The sequence below is a fragment of the Maribacter aquimaris genome, from assembly GCF_014596745.1.
GTDB lineage: Bacteria > Bacteroidota > Bacteroidia > Flavobacteriales > Flavobacteriaceae > Maribacter_A > Maribacter_A aquimaris.
Genome location: NZ_JABTCF010000004.1, coordinates 213,942 through 230,739, shown reverse-complemented (window position 1 = coordinate 230,739; position 16,798 = coordinate 213,942). Strand labels below are relative to the sequence as shown.

The window sequence follows — 16,798 nt, the reverse complement described above, 5'->3', positions numbered from 1 at the left end:
CGAATGGGAATTTCAAATTTCAAGATATTTATAAGTAGCATGGTATGCTTGCCAATAATGGCTTTTGCCCAAAATTACCCTATCGTAGGCACTAACCAAAGTACGTTTTATGACAATCAACATGAAATTAAGGCGCCTTCCGAAGGAGAGCCTTTTTACGGACAAAATGCGAACTATCCTGGGAATGTGCCATCCTACACCGATAATGGGGATGGTACGGTGACAGATAAGGTGACTGGGCTTATGTGGCAACAATCATTCGACCATAACGGTGATGGGAAGATTAATGTTGATGATAAACTTACGTATAATGCAATCCTCGAAAAATTTGGTGATGGGGGAGTTACTTTCGGTAGTTACGACGATTGGCGTTTGCCAACCATAAAAGAAATGTATTCCTTGATTGTTTTTAGTGGAAGGGATACCTCACCAGAAAACAAATCTACTGAAGGGCATACGCCCTTTATCGATAACGCTATTTTTGAATTTGCGTATGGCGATTTGAATGCAGGGGAAAGATTGATAGATATGCAATGTGCCACGACTACGGTGTATGTTAGTAAAGAAGTGTCTTCGATGGTTTTTGGGGTCAATTTTGCAGATGGTCGAATAAAAGGTTATGGATTGGGTATGCCTGGTAGGGGGGATAAAACATTTAACTATTTACTGGTACGGGGCAATACATCGTATGGTAGTAATGATTTTGTGGATAATACGGATGGTACGATTACCGATGAGGCAACCGGACTAATGTGGATGCAAGATGATAACGGTAAGGGTTTGGATTGGGAGCACACTTTAATTTATGCAGAGGGTAAGGAGTTTGCAGGCTATAGCGATTGGCGCCTGCCAGATGCCAAAGAATTACAAAGTATTGTGGATTATGAACGATCACCGGCGACAACAAATTCTGCAGCCATAGACCCACTTTTCAACTGTACACAAATCACTAATGAAGCCGGTGAAGTTGATTATCCCTGGTATTGGAGTAGTACCACACATGCACGAGAAGGTAAGATCAGTGGTTCGGCCGCTATATATGTAGCTTTCGGTAAATCAATGGGAAACATGCCTAGTAGGCCTTCAGAAGGAATGCCTGGAATGAAAAGGGGGGCAAGTAAAAGACCAAGTGGTCCGCCGCCAAGAAGACTAGAGGAAAGTTCGACAAATGAAACTCCAAGTTGGATTGATGTTCATGGGGCAGGCAGTCAACGTAGTGATCCTAAATCAGGAAATCCGAGTGATTTTGCAGATGGTCATGGCCCACAGGGTGATGCTGTACGTGTATTCAATTATGTACGCTTGGTTAGGAATGTAAATTAATTAAGTAGGGTTGAACAAGAATTTTTCGGTTGGATTACAAGGACGCTGGTTTAATGATAACTAGCGTTTTTTTTATGCCATATATCATGGATCAAGAACAATTTCTGGGTATTTGGATATTTATGCAAATAATCGAGTTAACCTAAATAGGAAATATTCAGCATTTCTAACGGCTCTGAACGGAATCCTAAAGAAGGAACGGCCTATTTTCGATTTCGTTTTAAATCAAGTGGTTTCCGCATTGGGCGGAGGAAGCCGTCCATAGAGCATTTCACCTTAGTGAAAGCGGCCTGGACGGTGTGGCCGCGGGTTTCACTTGCTTTCCTCAATATGGGTCTCAGCAAAATGGCCAGGCTGCAGCTGGCTCCTCTAAACCAAGGTATGCGATACCTTGGTTTTTCGGCCCTGTTTCTTTTTTATTCATCGGCATGTCTATTGTTTTTTAGCGGTATTCATGAATGCTATGCATTTGAGGCAATGCAAAAAAGAACAGAACACGAACTTCGGGATAGTTTATACTTTCTTTTTCTAATTCGCACCCAACTTTTGGGATTGACCCTATATCATATCAGTTCAATCGCTATTATCCCAAATTGGTAGAGGAAATACCTCTGTTCGTTGATTTTGGTTTTAAAGGAGGGTATACTTCAGTTTCTTTGAACCATAAATAAAACAGGACTTATGAAGTCAATGATGAAAATAGTGTGGAAAGGTGCCGTTATCGCATTGGTGATAACGACTTCGGTTTGTGGACAAGAAGATGGGCCATCCATTACATCAGCAAAGCAAAAAAGGCTAAATGATTCAACGATGGAAACCGCATCACATCAAGAACAGGAAGGAAAGCTTTTAGGATTGTATGTAACACTTTTTGTCGAGAAGGGGAATAAAAGCATATCGCGAAAGCCGGAAAGAAGAAGACGGAATCATTAAGGACTTGTGTAAAGAAACCCATTACGAACAAGTGTTAAGAGGTAATATAGAAAAGGAAGTATAAAACAATAAATATAAGAATTATGAAAACAATGAAGAGAATTACAAACATCACATTGGTATTGTGTGCAATGCTGATATCAGGAACAATCTTTGCCCAAAGAGGAGGACAAGGAGGAGGACAACAAGGGCCACCACCAGTACCCTCCTCAAAAGAAATCAAGGCAATGGTCAGTGATTTGGCTGAAGAGATATCCCTGAGCGAAGATCAGGAAACGGAAATATTAGCCCTGTATACAGCGCATTTTAAGGAGGTCAAGAAAAAAACGTCCTCAGGAAGGCCGGATAGGGATGAAATGGAGGCTTTAAAAAATGATTTTGAAGATGAAGTAAATGCTCTATTGACCGATGAGCAACAGAAACTGTTCAAGGCTTATCAGAAGAAAAACCAGAAAAAAGGTAAAAGATAACACACAGGTAATTCTTGGAAATTAATACATAAAGAATAACAATCATGAACCATAGCGCATTGTACAAGATAATTAGATTTTCGGGGGTTTTTGTAATACTCCTGGCTTTATTAACTGTTCCGATAGGTTGTAGTAGCGATGATGGGGATGATGTTGTCATTGAGGATGATTCATCCGCAGTCGATGATGATACCACAAATTCAGGAGATATTGTAATAAAGGACACTAACCCAGCTGGCACGGCTGAAGGAGACACTGATAATACAGGTGCCGATGAAGATGATTTAGTGGAAAACGCTACTTTCGAAAATACCGTACAGATTGTATTTTCCGAAACGTCGGCTACCATTACCAATCCGGTTCCCAATGATGTGGTAATTACGCAAGACGGTGCCGATGTTACCATTAATTCAGCTATTTCCAAAGTGGCTTACGAGGTCTCGGGCACAACGACAGACGGGATGTTGAAGATTTATAGCGATAAAAAATTCAAATTATCGTTAAGTGATTTAAGTATCACGAATACCGATGGTCCTGCGATAAATGTCCAATCTTCGAAAACCATTTTTGTGATATTGGAAGGTACGAACAACTTGACCGATGCATCAAGTTATAGCAATATCCCCGATGAAGAAGATGCAAAAGCAGCATTTTTTAGCGAAGGGCAATTGGTTTTTAGCGGTTCAGGAGCTCTTAATGTTGCTGGAAACTATAAGCACGGTATCGCAAGTGATGATTATGTTAGGGTAATTAGTGGAACAATCACAGTTACCGAAGCAGCATCGGACGCCATACACACCAACGATTACATCATTGTAGATGGAGGCACACTTAATTTAACGGCAGATAGCGACGGAATGGATTGCGACGAAGGCTATATTATTATCAACGACGGAACATTTAGTATAAATGCTGTTGATGATGGAATTGCAGCTTCGTATGACATTGATGACGAAGAAGAACCAGATGATTCCATTACGCCCTATGTCACTATTAATGGTGGTACTATTGGAATAACTACTTCAGAAGGTGAAGGAATGGAAGCGAAAGGAACATTAACCATTAATGACGGTACCATAAACATCAATTCATACGATGACGGCCTAAATGCTGGTGACGATATATACATTAACGGAGGAAATATTTATGTTTATACCACACTTAATGATGCCATTGATAGTAACGGTGGAATGACCATTACAGGTGGTACAACCATTGCTATAGCAACAAGGGTCGATGAGCCGGACGGCAGTTTTGATTGTGATGATAATACATTTAAAATTACGGGAGGAACAATTTTAGGATTGGGATTGAATACTTCATTTCCAACAGAAAGCGAAAGCACGCAAAACTCAGTGATTTTTGATGGGGTAAATGCAAATCAGTTATTGAATATTCAATCAGAGGATGGTACGGAAGCCCTTACGTATGAAGTACCGAATAGCGTAGTAACCATTATTTATTCCAATGCAAAATTGGAAACAGGGGAAACGTATACTATCTATACAGGAGGAAGTGTAAGCAATGGTACCCAAATCAACGGATTATATACTTCTGGAACATATAGCGGTGGAACAGATTCAGGTGATTCGTTTACCATAAACAGCACAGTTACACAAATCGGAGGGGAAATGGGACCAACAGGTGAGGGTGGTGCTGGCGGCCTTGGCGGCCCTGGAGGTAATTAATACTTTAAAAACAAAAACATGAAAAATATGGCAACAAAAAAGACATTAGGTTTACTGAGCTTCTATTTCCTGCTATTTACGGCAATGACATTTGTTACAAGTTGTAGCGACGATGACGATGACATTACGGATGAAGTTACCGATGATGATAGCACCGATGATGATGCTACATCGGGTGATGAATTAATTATAAGCGATTTTTTGCAAATAGCAACTGGGCAGATCACCTTATATGATAATGATGGTGCGGTTGTAAGTAGTATAAGTGAGGGAGAGGATTTCTATGGTCAAGATGCAACCTACTTAAAAGGGGAGACCATGTCCTATACTGATAATGGGGATGGTACCGTAACTGATAATAACACTGGTTTAATGTGGCAGCAGGTACCTTCTTCAGAAGATTATTCCTGGGACGATGCGGTAACATATTGTGATGGTCTTGAGCTTTCCGGTTATGATGATTGGCGGATGCCTACTTTAAAAGAGCTTTTTTCAATAAGTGATTTTAGCTCGGGATGGCCCTATTTGGATACGGGATATTTTAATTTGGCAAGTGGGGAGGTAACCAAGGACGAACAATTTTGGGCTAACAACTATTATGTCGGTGTAACGGTTGAAGGTGGTTCTAATGCAGCATTTGGAGTAAACCACGTAACCGGACATATTAAGGCATATTCTGCAAATGCAAGCGGACCTGTTGGTGGAAAATACGTAAGAGCTGTACGTGGTGGTGATTACGGAACCAATGACTATGTAAACAATGGGGATGGTACTATTTCCGATACTAATACCGGTCTAATGTGGGCACAGGATGATGAGGGAGTTACCTTGGACTGGGAGGATGCTTTGGATTATGCCGAAGGTTCGGATTTGGCAGGGTATACAGACTGGCGCTTGCCAAATGTAAAAGAGCTTCAAGGAATTGTCGATTATTCCTATTCACCTACGGCAACCGATAGTGAGAATGTTGGTCCGGCCATTGACCCCTTGTTTTCATGTACGCAATTATCAAGTGATGTTCAAGAAGCAGGTTATGATGATGACTATGGCTATTATTGGACAGGCACATCAGCACCGTTTACAAGTGGGGAACCTTATTACTATGCCTGGTATGTTGCCTTTGGTAGGGCGGTAAACGGTGAAGGGGAGGATTTTCATGGTGCAGGTGCCGTACGTTTCGATACCAAGGATGAAGATGGTCCCGCAGGTGAGGATGCCGAGCGCTATTATAATTATGTGAGATTGGTAAGAAATATAAATTGAGTGCCTATGATGGATTAATTGTTTGGTTGAGTTAGTTTAGTTAAGGGCACGCTGGTTTGGTTAGAACTAGCGTGCCTTTTTTAGCCAATGGAAAAAGTTTATACGACTTCATTATTAAGGATAATTCAGATACAACGAAAAGGAACAATGTTGAAATTTTTCAGAAAACAGTTCAGGTTAAAATATTTGGAAGAGGGGAATCTAAAAAAGTATTTTCTATATGCCTTTGGGGAAATAGTGCTTATAGTAATCAGTATTTTATTGGCATGGAAAATCAATGACCTCAATGAGATTCGAAAAAATAAAATTATTGAGCTAAAGATTTATGATAGCCTTTATGAAGAGCTAGACCTAAATATGAAATCCCTCAATAGCGCCATCGATCAATATGCCAATGATATCGTAAAATTGGAGGCTATCGTTAATTATGTGGGGCTACCCCCAGAACAAATTACACCGGGGGCCAAGGATACGATCGTTCATAATACGTATAGGGATTTGAATCTACTGGATGGGGCCCTGAATTCCGTAATTAGTACTACAAAATTTGAAATGATAGAAAGCAATTCATTAAAAAGGGTCATTACCAACTACCCAACCGAAATAGGGGTTTTGGCTATAGAGGATGCAAAAGTAAAAAAGATTGTCATCGATGATATTCAACCGGTTTTGGAAAAACACCTGTCCTTGGCCGATATGCTTCCAAATGAAGACATCAAATACAATGCTATTAAAAGGCTTGGGGCAAAGTCTGAATATCATTTATTGCTACAAGATAAAAAATATCAAAATAGCATTGTTGCTAGGTTATTGCATACGGAAAATCTTCTGGCATTGGCAAAAAAATTAAGGAGTAGAACCCAAGATATTGTGTTAAAACTTAATCGCGAATTGGGGTATGATAAGGATAGTTGACACAAACCCGGAATGATGTGTTTTTTTGAATGTGTCTTATTGATCTTTACCGTTTCCTTCATAGATGAAATCAAGTCTTTGGTTGATATACTGGTTTGGTTTGTCGATTCCTTTTCTGGGGTAATGGGGTCATCCTTAAATTTGTTTCGAATTAGTTTAGGAATCCAGGGAGATGGATAATCGTTATAACAAACTCCTTAGGATAGACTTAAAATTGAGTGCCTATGGTTGAATAATTGTTTGGTTGAGTTAGTTTAGAAAAAGGCACGCTGGTTTCGAAAGAATTGGCGTGCCTTTTTTAGTTCTTCTGACCAATAGATATAAGTGCAGTTCAATTTGGTAGATAAAATCCCCCGATTCGTTGAATCTTTTTCCTTCGACAGTAAAGAATATGTTGATTTGCCCGTACAATGAAGACAAAACCATAAATAAAAACCATGAAAAAATCAATCTTAAAAACATCAATATTTACCAGTCTGGCGGTATTGGTATCCTTTTTATTTATTAATTGTTCGGATGATACCGATACTATTGGGGAATCTGAAGAGACAACATCATCAGGGACAGATACCACGGTATCCTTGGATGATCCTGATTTTGAACCGGTTGATTGGACTACCGATACACATAGCAAGGATGCCGATCCCGATTTTGATGAGGTATTCGATAATTCGGAGGTAAAAAGATTTGACTTTGTTATCTCTGAAGAAAACTGGGAAGCCATGTTAGCCGATATGACGAATCTGTACGGAACCTTAGGAGGTACTAATAGTGGTCCTGGGGGAGGTATGGCCGGTGGCGGAACAAGTTCTTCCGATGAAGATCCAATTTTCGTGCCAGGTTCGGTTTTTTACAATGGTACGGAATGGTATAAAGTAGGTTTGCGTTTTAAAGGAAATTCAAGTTTGCAAAGTGCTTGGCAGTCCGGTATTTTGAAATTGGCCTTTAAAATGGATTTTGATGAGTATGAGGATGACTATCCACAGATCAAAAACCAACGTTTTTATGGTTTTAAAAAGTTCAGTTTAAAGAATAATTATGATGACAGCTCTTTTTTAAGGGAAAAGGTCGCTTCCGATATATTCAAAAGTTCCGGTCTGGCTGTTTCAAATACATCTTTCTATACCCTTTATGTCGATCATGGTGATGGTCCCGAGTATTTTGGACTGTACACCTTGGTAGAAGAGGTTGACAATACGGTTATCGATACCCAATTCTCCAGTGATGATGGCAATCTTTATAAACCAGAGGATTATGGGGCTAGTTTTGCCGAAGGAACTTTCAATGAGGAGGGTTTCGAAAAGAAAACCAACGAGGATGAAGCGGATTGGAGTGATATTGAAAGCCTGTTTTCCGCACTGCATGCGGACAATAGGACTACCGATCCAGAAGCGTGGAGAACCAATTTGGAGGCTGTCTTCGATGTGGACACGTTCTTGAATTACCTAGCCGTAAATACGGTGATCCAAAATTGGGATACCTACGGACGAATGGAACATAATTATTACTTATATAACAATCCTGACAATAATTTGTTGACTTGGATACCTTGGGATAATAATGAGGCTTTACAAGGGGGGAAATTGGGAGGCTCCTTAAGCCTCGATTTCTCTGACCTCTCCAGTACTACCTGGCCATTGATTGGGTACTTATATCAAGACGAGGTTTATAAGGCAAAGTACGACGCCTATGTACAGGCTGTTGTAGACGGCCCTTTTGAGACAAGTTATATACAAGGTGTTTATGATACGTACTCAAGTTTAGTAGAACCCTATGCGACCTCTGAAGTAGACGGATACACATTTTTAAATAGTAGTAGTTCATTCTATTCGGCTATTTCCACGCTTAAATCACATGCTTCAAGTCGGGCATCTGCAGTAAATAGTTATTTGTCCAATTAAAGGTTCTATTAGAATATGATATCAGGAAAAAAAAGTGTAAAATTCCAACAGACGACTTTAAACTATTAGGGATTAAAGCAGTCTAAAAAGGGAGTTTTAAACAAAAAATGATGAAGGGTAAAAAATCAATGAACTTTTATATGCGTATTGTCCATCGCTATTTAGGTTTTTTCTTGGCAGGTATTATGGCAGTTTATGCCTTTAGTGGAATTATTCTCATATTCCGGGAGACCGATTTTTTGAAAAGTGAACAAACGATCGAGAAAAAAGTAGCGGTTGGTTTGTCTTCGCAAGCATTGGGTAAAGCATTGCATTTGAAAAACTTAAAAGTTTCCAACGTTGAGGATAATACCCAGTATTTTGATAATGGTACATATAACAGCCTAACAGGGGATGTAAAATATACTTCAAATGAATTGCCGGCGGTATTGAGGAAATTGAATCAATTGCATAAGGCAAGTACGAATCAACCCTTGTTTTGGTTGAATATATTTTTTGGGGTGTCATTGTTCTTCTTTGTCGTGTCCTCATTTTTTATGTTCAAACCGAAAACCAAGACCCTGAAAGAAGGGGTTTATGTGTCGATTGTAGGGGTTGCATTAACTGTATTATTAGTGTTTTTGTCTTAAATAAAACCTAGGCTAGGTCTAAGTAAAAAGTAGGATTACGATTATATGAAACAAGTTGATTACAAGGATGGAATCGTGAAGGGGAATGATATGGGAAATGTAAATAGATTTGTTTTGATCATGGCTTTGGTCCTTGGTATGTCCAGTGCCAAAGCCTTTAATCCTTATACATCATCGATTATTTTCGAAAAGATCGGGAATGATTGGTTCATGGATATATCCGCTTCACAGGTTGGTACCTATGAGGTGTTGAAAAAATATTACGGTACCGAGGATATATCGATGCTGTCCATAGCGGCTTATAAAGAAAAGTATATCCAATATTTAAATACACATATCCACTTGGTAGCGGATGATGTCTCGGTAGCACTTTTACCTGTAGACGCCCGTTTGGGAAGCCAACAGGCAGAGGTCCGTTTTGTTCTTAAGGGCATTCCCAAGGATTTTGATGAATTATCCGTGAAACTGAACGTTTTTGAGGAAAACGGGTCCCAACAAAATGTAACTGGCTTTTTTAGTGAAAAAGGAAATGTGAGCAGTATATTGAACGCAGACAATGAATTTTCCATGTGTATTGTCAATAGGGATGGAAAATATATTCTTTCCGATGGTTTCCCCTGGAATAGGGGGCATCTCCTGTATGTAAGTGTGTTATTGGTATTTACACTAGTGTTGTTTTTTGTACTTCGTTATTATACCAACAAGAGGTTAAACCCGTATAAAGGCCCTGTTCTGGTCTACAAGCGTCAATAATGACGATTGGGGAATACCCTTAAGTTGAATCCTCCTTTTATATTCCTATCAGTATTCCAATGCATCGACCAAGATTCCTTTGTTGTTGTGATTCCCCGTTTGGTTGAGAAAGTCCCTTGGTCTGTCGATTCCTTTTTCAATTGGAAAGGAAGTGCTGTTACTTTGATATAGAAATTGTAAAAGCACTTAATAATGGCCATTGAAAGTATAAACGGATGTATAGGGTGTGAAGAGTGCATTAAAAGTTGCCCTACCGATGTTATTCGGTTAGATCCAAAAACCAAAAAGGCGGTAATTACCTTTCCGGAGGATTGCCAAATATGTCATTTGTGTCGGTTGTATTGTCCGGTTGATGCGATTACGCTTACTCCGGAAAAAACCATTCCTGTAATCGTATCATGGGGTTAGTCATGCAAAAAGAAAGAAAAATATTCAAGTTGTTGTCACTGGGTGTAGCGTTTATCGGTCTACCGTTGTTGTTGTGGTTTTTGGGGGATTTTCCCAAACGGACTTTACTTATGGATTCACTTTCCCTGTTGACCATTTTAGCCTTTAGTTTGCTATTGGCGCAATTCTTTTTGGCGAGAACGAATAGGGGATTGGTGAAGAAGGTAAAGATGTCCTATGTATTGAAAATACACAAGCTCATAGGGTATGTATTTATTAGTGTTATCATGCTGCATCCGTTTTTTATCATACTTCCTAAATTCTTCGACGATGCGGTGTCTCCCATGGATGCCTTTATACGATTGATAACCACTTTCGATACTATTGGACTTGTTCTTGGTATGCTGGCCTATACGGTAATGTTGGTGATTATGGTCACTTCGTTTTTTAGGTTTAAGCTGCATTTGAAATATAAGACTTGGAGAACCTTTCACGCTTATTTGACTGTGGTTTTTATCGTTGCCGCCACTTGGCATGTCATTACCTTGGGTCGCCATATCAATAGTGCTTTCACGATGTTCTATGTGATCGCCGTGGCAAGTGGAATCTTCTATCTGTTACGAACCTATTTAGTCAAACAACCTACACAAAAAACAATCAAAAATGTCTAGTTCAAAAGAGAATAAGAGTATTTCACGACGCAACTTCATTGCCTTGGCCGGTGGTGCGGCGGGTGCTGTTGCCTTGGCTTCCATGGGATTGCCTATGGGATGGGCCGAGAATAGTCCAGAGGTCGATGTTGAGGCATTGGGACTGGATAAATTCAGTACGGATGTATTGGTCATTGGTAGTGGAATGGCCGGTTTGTTCGCAGCTGTAAAAGCCCATGACGCAGGGGCAAAGGTTATGATGGTCTCGAAAGGCCGTCTTGGCTCTTCGGGCCAAACACCTTTTGCCAAAGGAATATTTGCATATGATCACAGTAATGAAAAATTGAGCATCGATGAATTTGTTGCTAAAGTTTCCCGTTCGGCCATGGGAAGTAATAATGAGGTGTATACCAGACAAATGGCGGAGCATTCAATGGCACGGGTAAATGAACTGAAATCATGGGGATTCTTTGATTCAGCGGTATATCATAAGAGTTTTAGTAAACCTATTGAGGAACGCAACATACCGGTTCAGGAACGTATCGTGGTAACCCATCTGATCAAAGAGGATGAAAAGATTGTCGGGGCTGCCGGATTTAGTACCAATGAACAGAAAGTAATCATCTATGAGGCAAAAAGTGTCATTCTATGTACTGGAGCAGGTGGTTTTAAACCTAATGGATTCCCCATAGGGGATTTAACCCATGACGGTACCATAATGGCTTATAACATTGGTGCCAAGGTAACCGGCAAGGAATGGAATGATGGCCATCCTGGGAAATCCGAAAATGCCGCGGCCAGTTATGATGGTTGGGGAAATATGTTTGAACAAAAACCCAGTACGGTTAGTATTGAGGTGCATCATGATCTTGGGGTCGATTTGAACTATATGGCCTATACGTCCGGTAATCCTGTGAAAATGGGTGGTCCGGGGTCTGAAAACAAAACGACCGTATCGGGAGGACCCTATACGCCAGCTGAATTTGATAGGAAAAATGCCCAGCAAAATCAGGGTCCCCAATCGGAAGAAGGTAGACCTCCTAGGGGAGGTAGTAAGCCACCTGGAGGTGGAAAACCTCCTAAAGAGGGTGGAGGACCTCCAGGAATGGACGGTGATAGGGTAGGGGGCTCCTCTGCCGGAATGGCCATCCATAAATCGGAAGGGTTGGTGCCTATCAATGACCAATGTGAATCCAATATACCCGGACTTTATGCTGCAGGTGATGCCTTGGGGTCTTATATGTCGGGTGGTATTTATACGCAGATCGGTTCGTCATTGGCAGGCTCGGCGGTCCAAGGTGGGGTTGCAGGTAAAGCTGCCGCCAAGTATTGCAAGCAGGTGGGAAACATAAAAATATCAGACCCTAAAATCAATGAAATTCAGGAGGAAATTTTGGCGCCTTTAAAAAGGGAGGCAGGGTATAGTCCGGCTTATGTTACCCAAACCTTACAAGGTATCATGATTCCGAATTTTATACTGTATATCAAAAAGGAAAGTTTAATGAAAGGTGCTTTAGCCTATATAGAGGAATTACGGGATCATCATATGGGGATGTTACGGGCAGCCAATTTTCATGAATTACGATTGGCCCACGAAACAGCTAATATGATTGTAAGTGCCGAAATGAAACTGAAGGCATCTTTGATGCGGAAAGAGAGTAGGTGTAGCCATTATAGACTGGATTATCCTGAAATGGACAATGAAAACTGGCAGGCCTGGATCAATATCTTTAAAGGGGAAGACGGCAGTATGCAGTTTGAAAAACAACCTTTCGGTCAATGGCCGAACGAAGGTGTCGATATAATTTAAGGGTAAGGTGTTTCTTGTGATTTGAAGCACATCCAAAAACCGAATTAAAGTTTTTGGGGAACCTATAATACCAACCAAGAAAGAATTATTGATTTCAATATGCGAGGCCTTTTAGAAATCATTATCTTCGAAAAACAGTACAGAATACATGAGTGATAGTAATACGAACAAGGCTTTTGTTAAGCGGATCGGTCTTTTTGAACCTTTTGTAATTTTTACCTTTTGGATCGTTTTGTTCGCTTCCCCTTTATTGTTTGGTCAATTTGAGGATGAAATCAATTGGATTCATGTATTTGATATTTGGAAAAATCATGTAGCGCTACTTGCACTTTTTTTGGTTCATCGTTTTGTGTTAATGCCTTTGTTCTTTTTCAAGGGGAAGAAAGTCCTCTATTTTAGCCTCATTTTTGTGCTGATATTGGCGGGAACAATGCTTACCTACCTTTTTAATAATACGGTTATTCCCCAACGACTTCCTCCCCCACATGAAAGGATTGATAGACCGATGGAGAATCTGCCCGAAGCCAATTTTGGAAGGGAGTTACCTCCCCCAAATCATCCGGTACGGAATAATCAAGGACCCATTCCGGCATATGCCAATTTCCTGATGCTTTCGATTCTTTTGTTGGGTTTTGATGCAGGACTGCAGATATCGATGCGCTGGGCGAATTTGGAGCAGGAGAAATTTAGGCTGCAAAAGGAGAATGTGGAAAACCAATTGGCTTTTTTGCGAAACCAGATCAGTCCACATTTTTTTATGAATACGCTCAATAACATCCATGCCTTGGTCGATATTGATTCAGAGGAGGCGAAAGAATCCATTATAAAACTCTCTAATCTAATGCGGCATCTTTTGTACGATTGCGAGGAAAAATCCACCCCGATAATCAAGGAGGTCGGTTTTATCCGAAGTTATATTGAATTGATGCGGTTACGGTTTAGCGATAAGGTGGTTATTGAGGTAGACATTCCCAATGTAATACCGGATAAATCGATTCCGCCATTATTGTTCACTTCTTTGTTGGAAAATGCCTTTAAGCATGGAATAAGTTATAACAAAGATTCGTTTATACATATAACGATGTCCTTTACTGATGATCAATTGAATTTCAGGATTGAAAATAGTAACCATTCCAAAAAGGCGGAAGAACCCTCAGGTATTGGTATTGAAAATATTAAAAAACGTTTGGATCTAATCTATAATAAGACATATAGCCTTGATATCGTTGATGTTGGGGGTAAATATTCGGTAACCCTAAACATTCCCTTATGATTCGCTGTATTGCTATAGATGATGAACCCTTGGCATTAAAACAAATTGCCAGTTATATTGAAAAGACCCCATTTCTTGTTTTGGAAAATCAATTTGAGAGTGCGCTACAGGCCATTTCATTCCTGGAGGATAACGAGGTGGATTTGATGTTTGTCGATATCAATATGCCCGATTTGAACGGAATGGATTTTGTTAAATCCTTGACCAATCCACCGAAGGTGATTTTCACCACGGCCTATAGTGAGTATGCTATTGAAGGTTTTCGTGTCGATGCCATCGACTACCTGTTGAAACCCATTGGCTATAGCGATTTTTTAAAGGCAGCGGTCAAGGCCAAGGACAGGATACAAGTGCAAGCAGGGGAACAAACTACCGAGGTTCATAGTAACGATAAGTTCCTCTTTATTAAGTCGGAATATAAAATATTACGCATCAACCTAGCCGATATTAAATATATCGAGGGCATGCGGGAGTATTTACGCATCCATCTACAAACCGAAAAGCCCATTATGGCCTTAATGAGTATGAAAAAAATGGAAGGCTTTCTGTCCTCAGACCATTTTATGAGGGTGCATCGATCCTATATCGTAAATCTCGATAAAATTTCAGTAGTCGAGCGTAACCGTATTGTTTTTGATAAGAATATTTATATTCCCATCAGTGAGCAATACAAACCAAAGTTCCAGAAATACCTGGACGACAATTTCCTCGTTTGATTGTTCAGTATGCTTCCGTTCGATACGCATAAGGTTGCATTCTTTATACCTGTCTGACAAAGTCATATTCCGGGTACTTTTTTGATTCCTCTTTTAAACTGCTTAGGGCATAAGCTTTCCTGAATTCAAGGGAAAATCATAATCCTTTCTTAAAAAAACATACTACCTAGTATATAATGGATACTTTTGGCCCATGGATCAAAAGTTAAAGTCAGAACTTACCAGGCAATTAATTCTAAACGAATCGTTTAAGCTATTTTATGAAAATGGTTTTAAAACCACGAGCGTAGATAAAATAATGAAGGCGACCAACTTGACCAAGGGTGCTTTTTACCATCATTTTGAAAATAAGAAAGCATTGGCACTTGCGGTCATTGGTTTGAAATTGCAGAAAAGGGTCTATGAGGCTATGGTGGCGCCATTATATGGTTCCGGGGATGCTTTGGAAATATTGAAGACCATTTTCTCCGTGCGGTTAAAGTCCTTTACGGTATATGAAAAACAGCATGGTTGTCCTACCAATAATTTTATAAATGAAATTGGGGATCATGAAGTTGCCTATCAAAACGCTTTGAAACGGATCATTGAAGAGTGGAAATCCGCCTTGGTGTATGTGTTGGATAGAGGGAAAACCGAGGGCAGTGTCAGGAAGGATATCTGTAGTAAATCGGTTGCCGTTTATTTGATAAGTGCCTTCGAAGGGGTGCGTGGACTTCGTAAATTATACGACAATGATCTGATCTTGGATGAGTATGTCTCAGGACTTTCATTGTATATCAAACAGATTAGCGCCTAGCATGGGTATTAAACATACTATAAGGTATGTTTATTGGACATGTTGAACGGGGAGAACAATAAGTTGAATGGCCGTGTACGCCCTAGGGCATGGGAGTGGAAATCAAGGTATCGATTATAGGGTCATTACAATGAAATCAATAACACTGAAATAAATGAAAATACTTAAAAATCAATGGATCAATATTGTGGCTAGTGCTATGATGTTATTTTTTGCGATACCAAAATTATTGGGACAACCTCAAAGTAAGGCGGGATTCGAGCATTTTGGGAAAGCCTTGAAAATTGATGCCGATATTTTTAGGGTTTTTACAGGGCTTTCGGAACTGGGCTTGGCCATTGTGTTGCTTGTGTTCATTTTCACTAAAAGGGCCATGCTGGGGAAATTTGCGTTTCTCTTTTTATTGGCGATGATGTTGACGGCCTTAGGGTTGGAATTTTTTGCAAGGCCGGAACCTAAGATGGTACTTGTGGTCATAGCCATTATCCTGGCAGCAATATCTATATATCGATTAAAGACAATCAAATAATTCAGTTAATATTCATAGGATGGAAATAAATGAGAAAGTAATCATAGTGACAGGTTCTTCCAGGGGGATAGGGAAGGAAATCGCCTTGCTCTTGGCGAAAAATGGTGCCAAGGTAGTGGTGAATCATTCCCATAGTGAGGCCGAGGCTAAGGCAACCGTAGCGGAAATTATGGAAGGTGGGGGTACGGCTTTTTGTGTCAAAGCCGATGTAAGCGACCGACAAGAGGTAACCCAACTGTTTGATGAAACCATAGCACGCTATGGAAAAGTCGATGTGCTTGTCAACAATGCGGGTATAATGATATCCAAAGCGATCAAGGACAATACCCAGGATGATTTTACCCGGCAGTTTGAGATCAATGTACGTGGTGTTTTCAATACCTTACAGGAGGCACATGGTAAATTGGCGGACAATGGCAACATTATAAACGTATCATCAAGTACGGTAAAGTTGATGTTTCCGACATACGCGCTCTATTCGGCATCCAAGGCGGCCGTTGAGCAAATGACCCGTGTATTCTCCAAGGAAATCGGGAGGGGGATTTCTGTGAATGCGATTGCCCCAGGTGCCACAGAGACGGAATTGTTCTTAAAAGGAAAATCACAGGAATTTATTGATATGCTCAGTAGCATGAATGCTTTTAACCGATTGGCAAAACCCTTGGATATCGCCAAAGTAGTACTGTTCATGGCCAGCGATGATTCAAAATGGATTTCTGGCCAGGTAATCGGTGCTAATGGCGCTCTGGTTTAATTTACTAT

The 16,798-nt window shown here is 40.2% G+C and carries 17 protein-coding genes; all 17 read left to right on the top strand.

Features of this window, described 5'->3' with window-relative positions; all coding sequences use genetic code 11:
* Window positions 1-3 precede the first annotated feature (3 nt).
* The 17 genes from HPE56_RS08840 to HPE56_RS08760 all read left to right on the top strand — a co-directional run bounded on the left by HPE56_RS08840 (window position 4) and on the right by HPE56_RS08760 (window position 16,790).
* Entirely contained in the window at window positions 4-1,323 is a 1,320-nt protein-coding gene (locus HPE56_RS08840) for an Lcl C-terminal domain-containing protein (protein ID WP_223170252.1), read from the top strand.
* 681 nt (window positions 1,324-2,004) lie between these two features.
* Window positions 2,005-2,256 carry a hypothetical protein gene (locus HPE56_RS08835; protein ID WP_188243407.1) on the top strand — a complete coding sequence of 84 codons (252 nt, stop codon included), beginning with the start codon at window positions 2,005-2,007 and terminating at the stop codon, window positions 2,254-2,256.
* An 83-nt stretch (window positions 2,257-2,339) separates the two neighbouring features.
* Complete coding sequence (locus HPE56_RS08830) at window positions 2,340-2,726, top strand: hypothetical protein (protein ID WP_188243406.1); 387 nt, start codon at window positions 2,340-2,342, stop codon at window positions 2,724-2,726.
* A 44-nt stretch (window positions 2,727-2,770) separates the two neighbouring features.
* Window positions 2,771-4,414: a carbohydrate-binding domain-containing protein gene (locus HPE56_RS08825; RefSeq protein ID WP_188243405.1), complete on the top strand. Its 1,644-nt coding sequence runs from the start codon at window positions 2,771-2,773 to the stop codon at window positions 4,412-4,414.
* Window positions 4,415-4,441: 27 nt separating this feature from the next.
* Complete coding sequence (locus tag HPE56_RS08820) at window positions 4,442-5,677, top strand: Lcl C-terminal domain-containing protein (protein ID WP_223170251.1); 1,236 nt, start codon at window positions 4,442-4,444, stop codon at window positions 5,675-5,677.
* A 147-nt stretch (window positions 5,678-5,824) separates the two neighbouring features.
* On the top strand, window positions 5,825-6,592 hold the full coding sequence (locus HPE56_RS08815) for a hypothetical protein (RefSeq protein WP_188243404.1): 768 nt from the start codon (window positions 5,825-5,827) through the stop codon (window positions 6,590-6,592).
* A 437-nt stretch (window positions 6,593-7,029) separates the two neighbouring features.
* The gene (locus tag HPE56_RS08810; RefSeq protein WP_188243403.1) at window positions 7,030-8,493 is read left to right on the top strand and encodes a CotH kinase family protein; all 1,464 of its coding nucleotides are present in this window, start codon (window positions 7,030-7,032) and stop codon (window positions 8,491-8,493) included.
* A 107-nt stretch (window positions 8,494-8,600) separates the two neighbouring features.
* The gene (locus HPE56_RS08805; protein ID WP_317173192.1) at window positions 8,601-9,122 is read left to right on the top strand and encodes a PepSY domain-containing protein; all 522 of its coding nucleotides are present in this window, start codon (window positions 8,601-8,603) and stop codon (window positions 9,120-9,122) included.
* Between the two features lie 45 nt (window positions 9,123-9,167).
* A complete protein-coding gene (locus HPE56_RS08800) occupies window positions 9,168-9,875 on the top strand; it encodes a hypothetical protein (RefSeq protein WP_188243402.1) in 708 nt (235 codons plus the stop codon).
* 192 nt (window positions 9,876-10,067) lie between these two features.
* Window positions 10,068-10,283 carry a 4Fe-4S dicluster domain-containing protein gene (locus HPE56_RS08795; RefSeq protein ID WP_109649127.1) on the top strand — a complete coding sequence of 72 codons (216 nt, stop codon included), beginning with the start codon at window positions 10,068-10,070 and terminating at the stop codon, window positions 10,281-10,283.
* Window positions 10,284-10,285: 2 nt separating this feature from the next.
* Window positions 10,286-10,933 carry a ferric reductase-like transmembrane domain-containing protein gene (locus tag HPE56_RS08790; protein WP_188243401.1) on the top strand — a complete coding sequence of 216 codons (648 nt, stop codon included), beginning with the start codon at window positions 10,286-10,288 and terminating at the stop codon, window positions 10,931-10,933.
* Window positions 10,926-12,722, top strand: a complete 1,797-nt coding sequence (locus HPE56_RS08785; protein WP_188243400.1) for an FAD-dependent oxidoreductase — start codon at window positions 10,926-10,928, stop codon at window positions 12,720-12,722. Before HPE56_RS08790 ends, HPE56_RS08785 begins: the two co-directional genes overlap by 8 nt.
* Window positions 12,723-12,870: 148 nt before the next feature.
* Window positions 12,871-13,995 carry a sensor histidine kinase gene (locus tag HPE56_RS08780; RefSeq protein WP_188243399.1) on the top strand — a complete coding sequence of 375 codons (1,125 nt, stop codon included), beginning with the start codon at window positions 12,871-12,873 and terminating at the stop codon, window positions 13,993-13,995.
* Complete coding sequence (locus HPE56_RS08775; protein ID WP_188243398.1) at window positions 13,992-14,711, top strand: LytR/AlgR family response regulator transcription factor; 720 nt, start codon at window positions 13,992-13,994, stop codon at window positions 14,709-14,711. Before HPE56_RS08780 ends, HPE56_RS08775 begins: the two co-directional genes overlap by 4 nt.
* Before the next feature lie 193 nt (window positions 14,712-14,904).
* Window positions 14,905-15,507, top strand: a complete 603-nt coding sequence (locus HPE56_RS08770; RefSeq protein WP_188243397.1) for a TetR/AcrR family transcriptional regulator — start codon at window positions 14,905-14,907, stop codon at window positions 15,505-15,507.
* 154 nt (window positions 15,508-15,661) lie between these two features.
* Entirely contained in the window at window positions 15,662-16,036 is a 375-nt protein-coding gene (locus HPE56_RS08765) for a hypothetical protein (protein WP_188243396.1), read from the top strand.
* A gap of 19 nt (window positions 16,037-16,055) precedes the next feature.
* On the top strand, window positions 16,056-16,790 hold the full coding sequence (locus HPE56_RS08760) for an SDR family oxidoreductase (RefSeq protein WP_188243395.1): 735 nt from the start codon (window positions 16,056-16,058) through the stop codon (window positions 16,788-16,790).
* Window positions 16,791-16,798 lie beyond the last annotated feature (8 nt).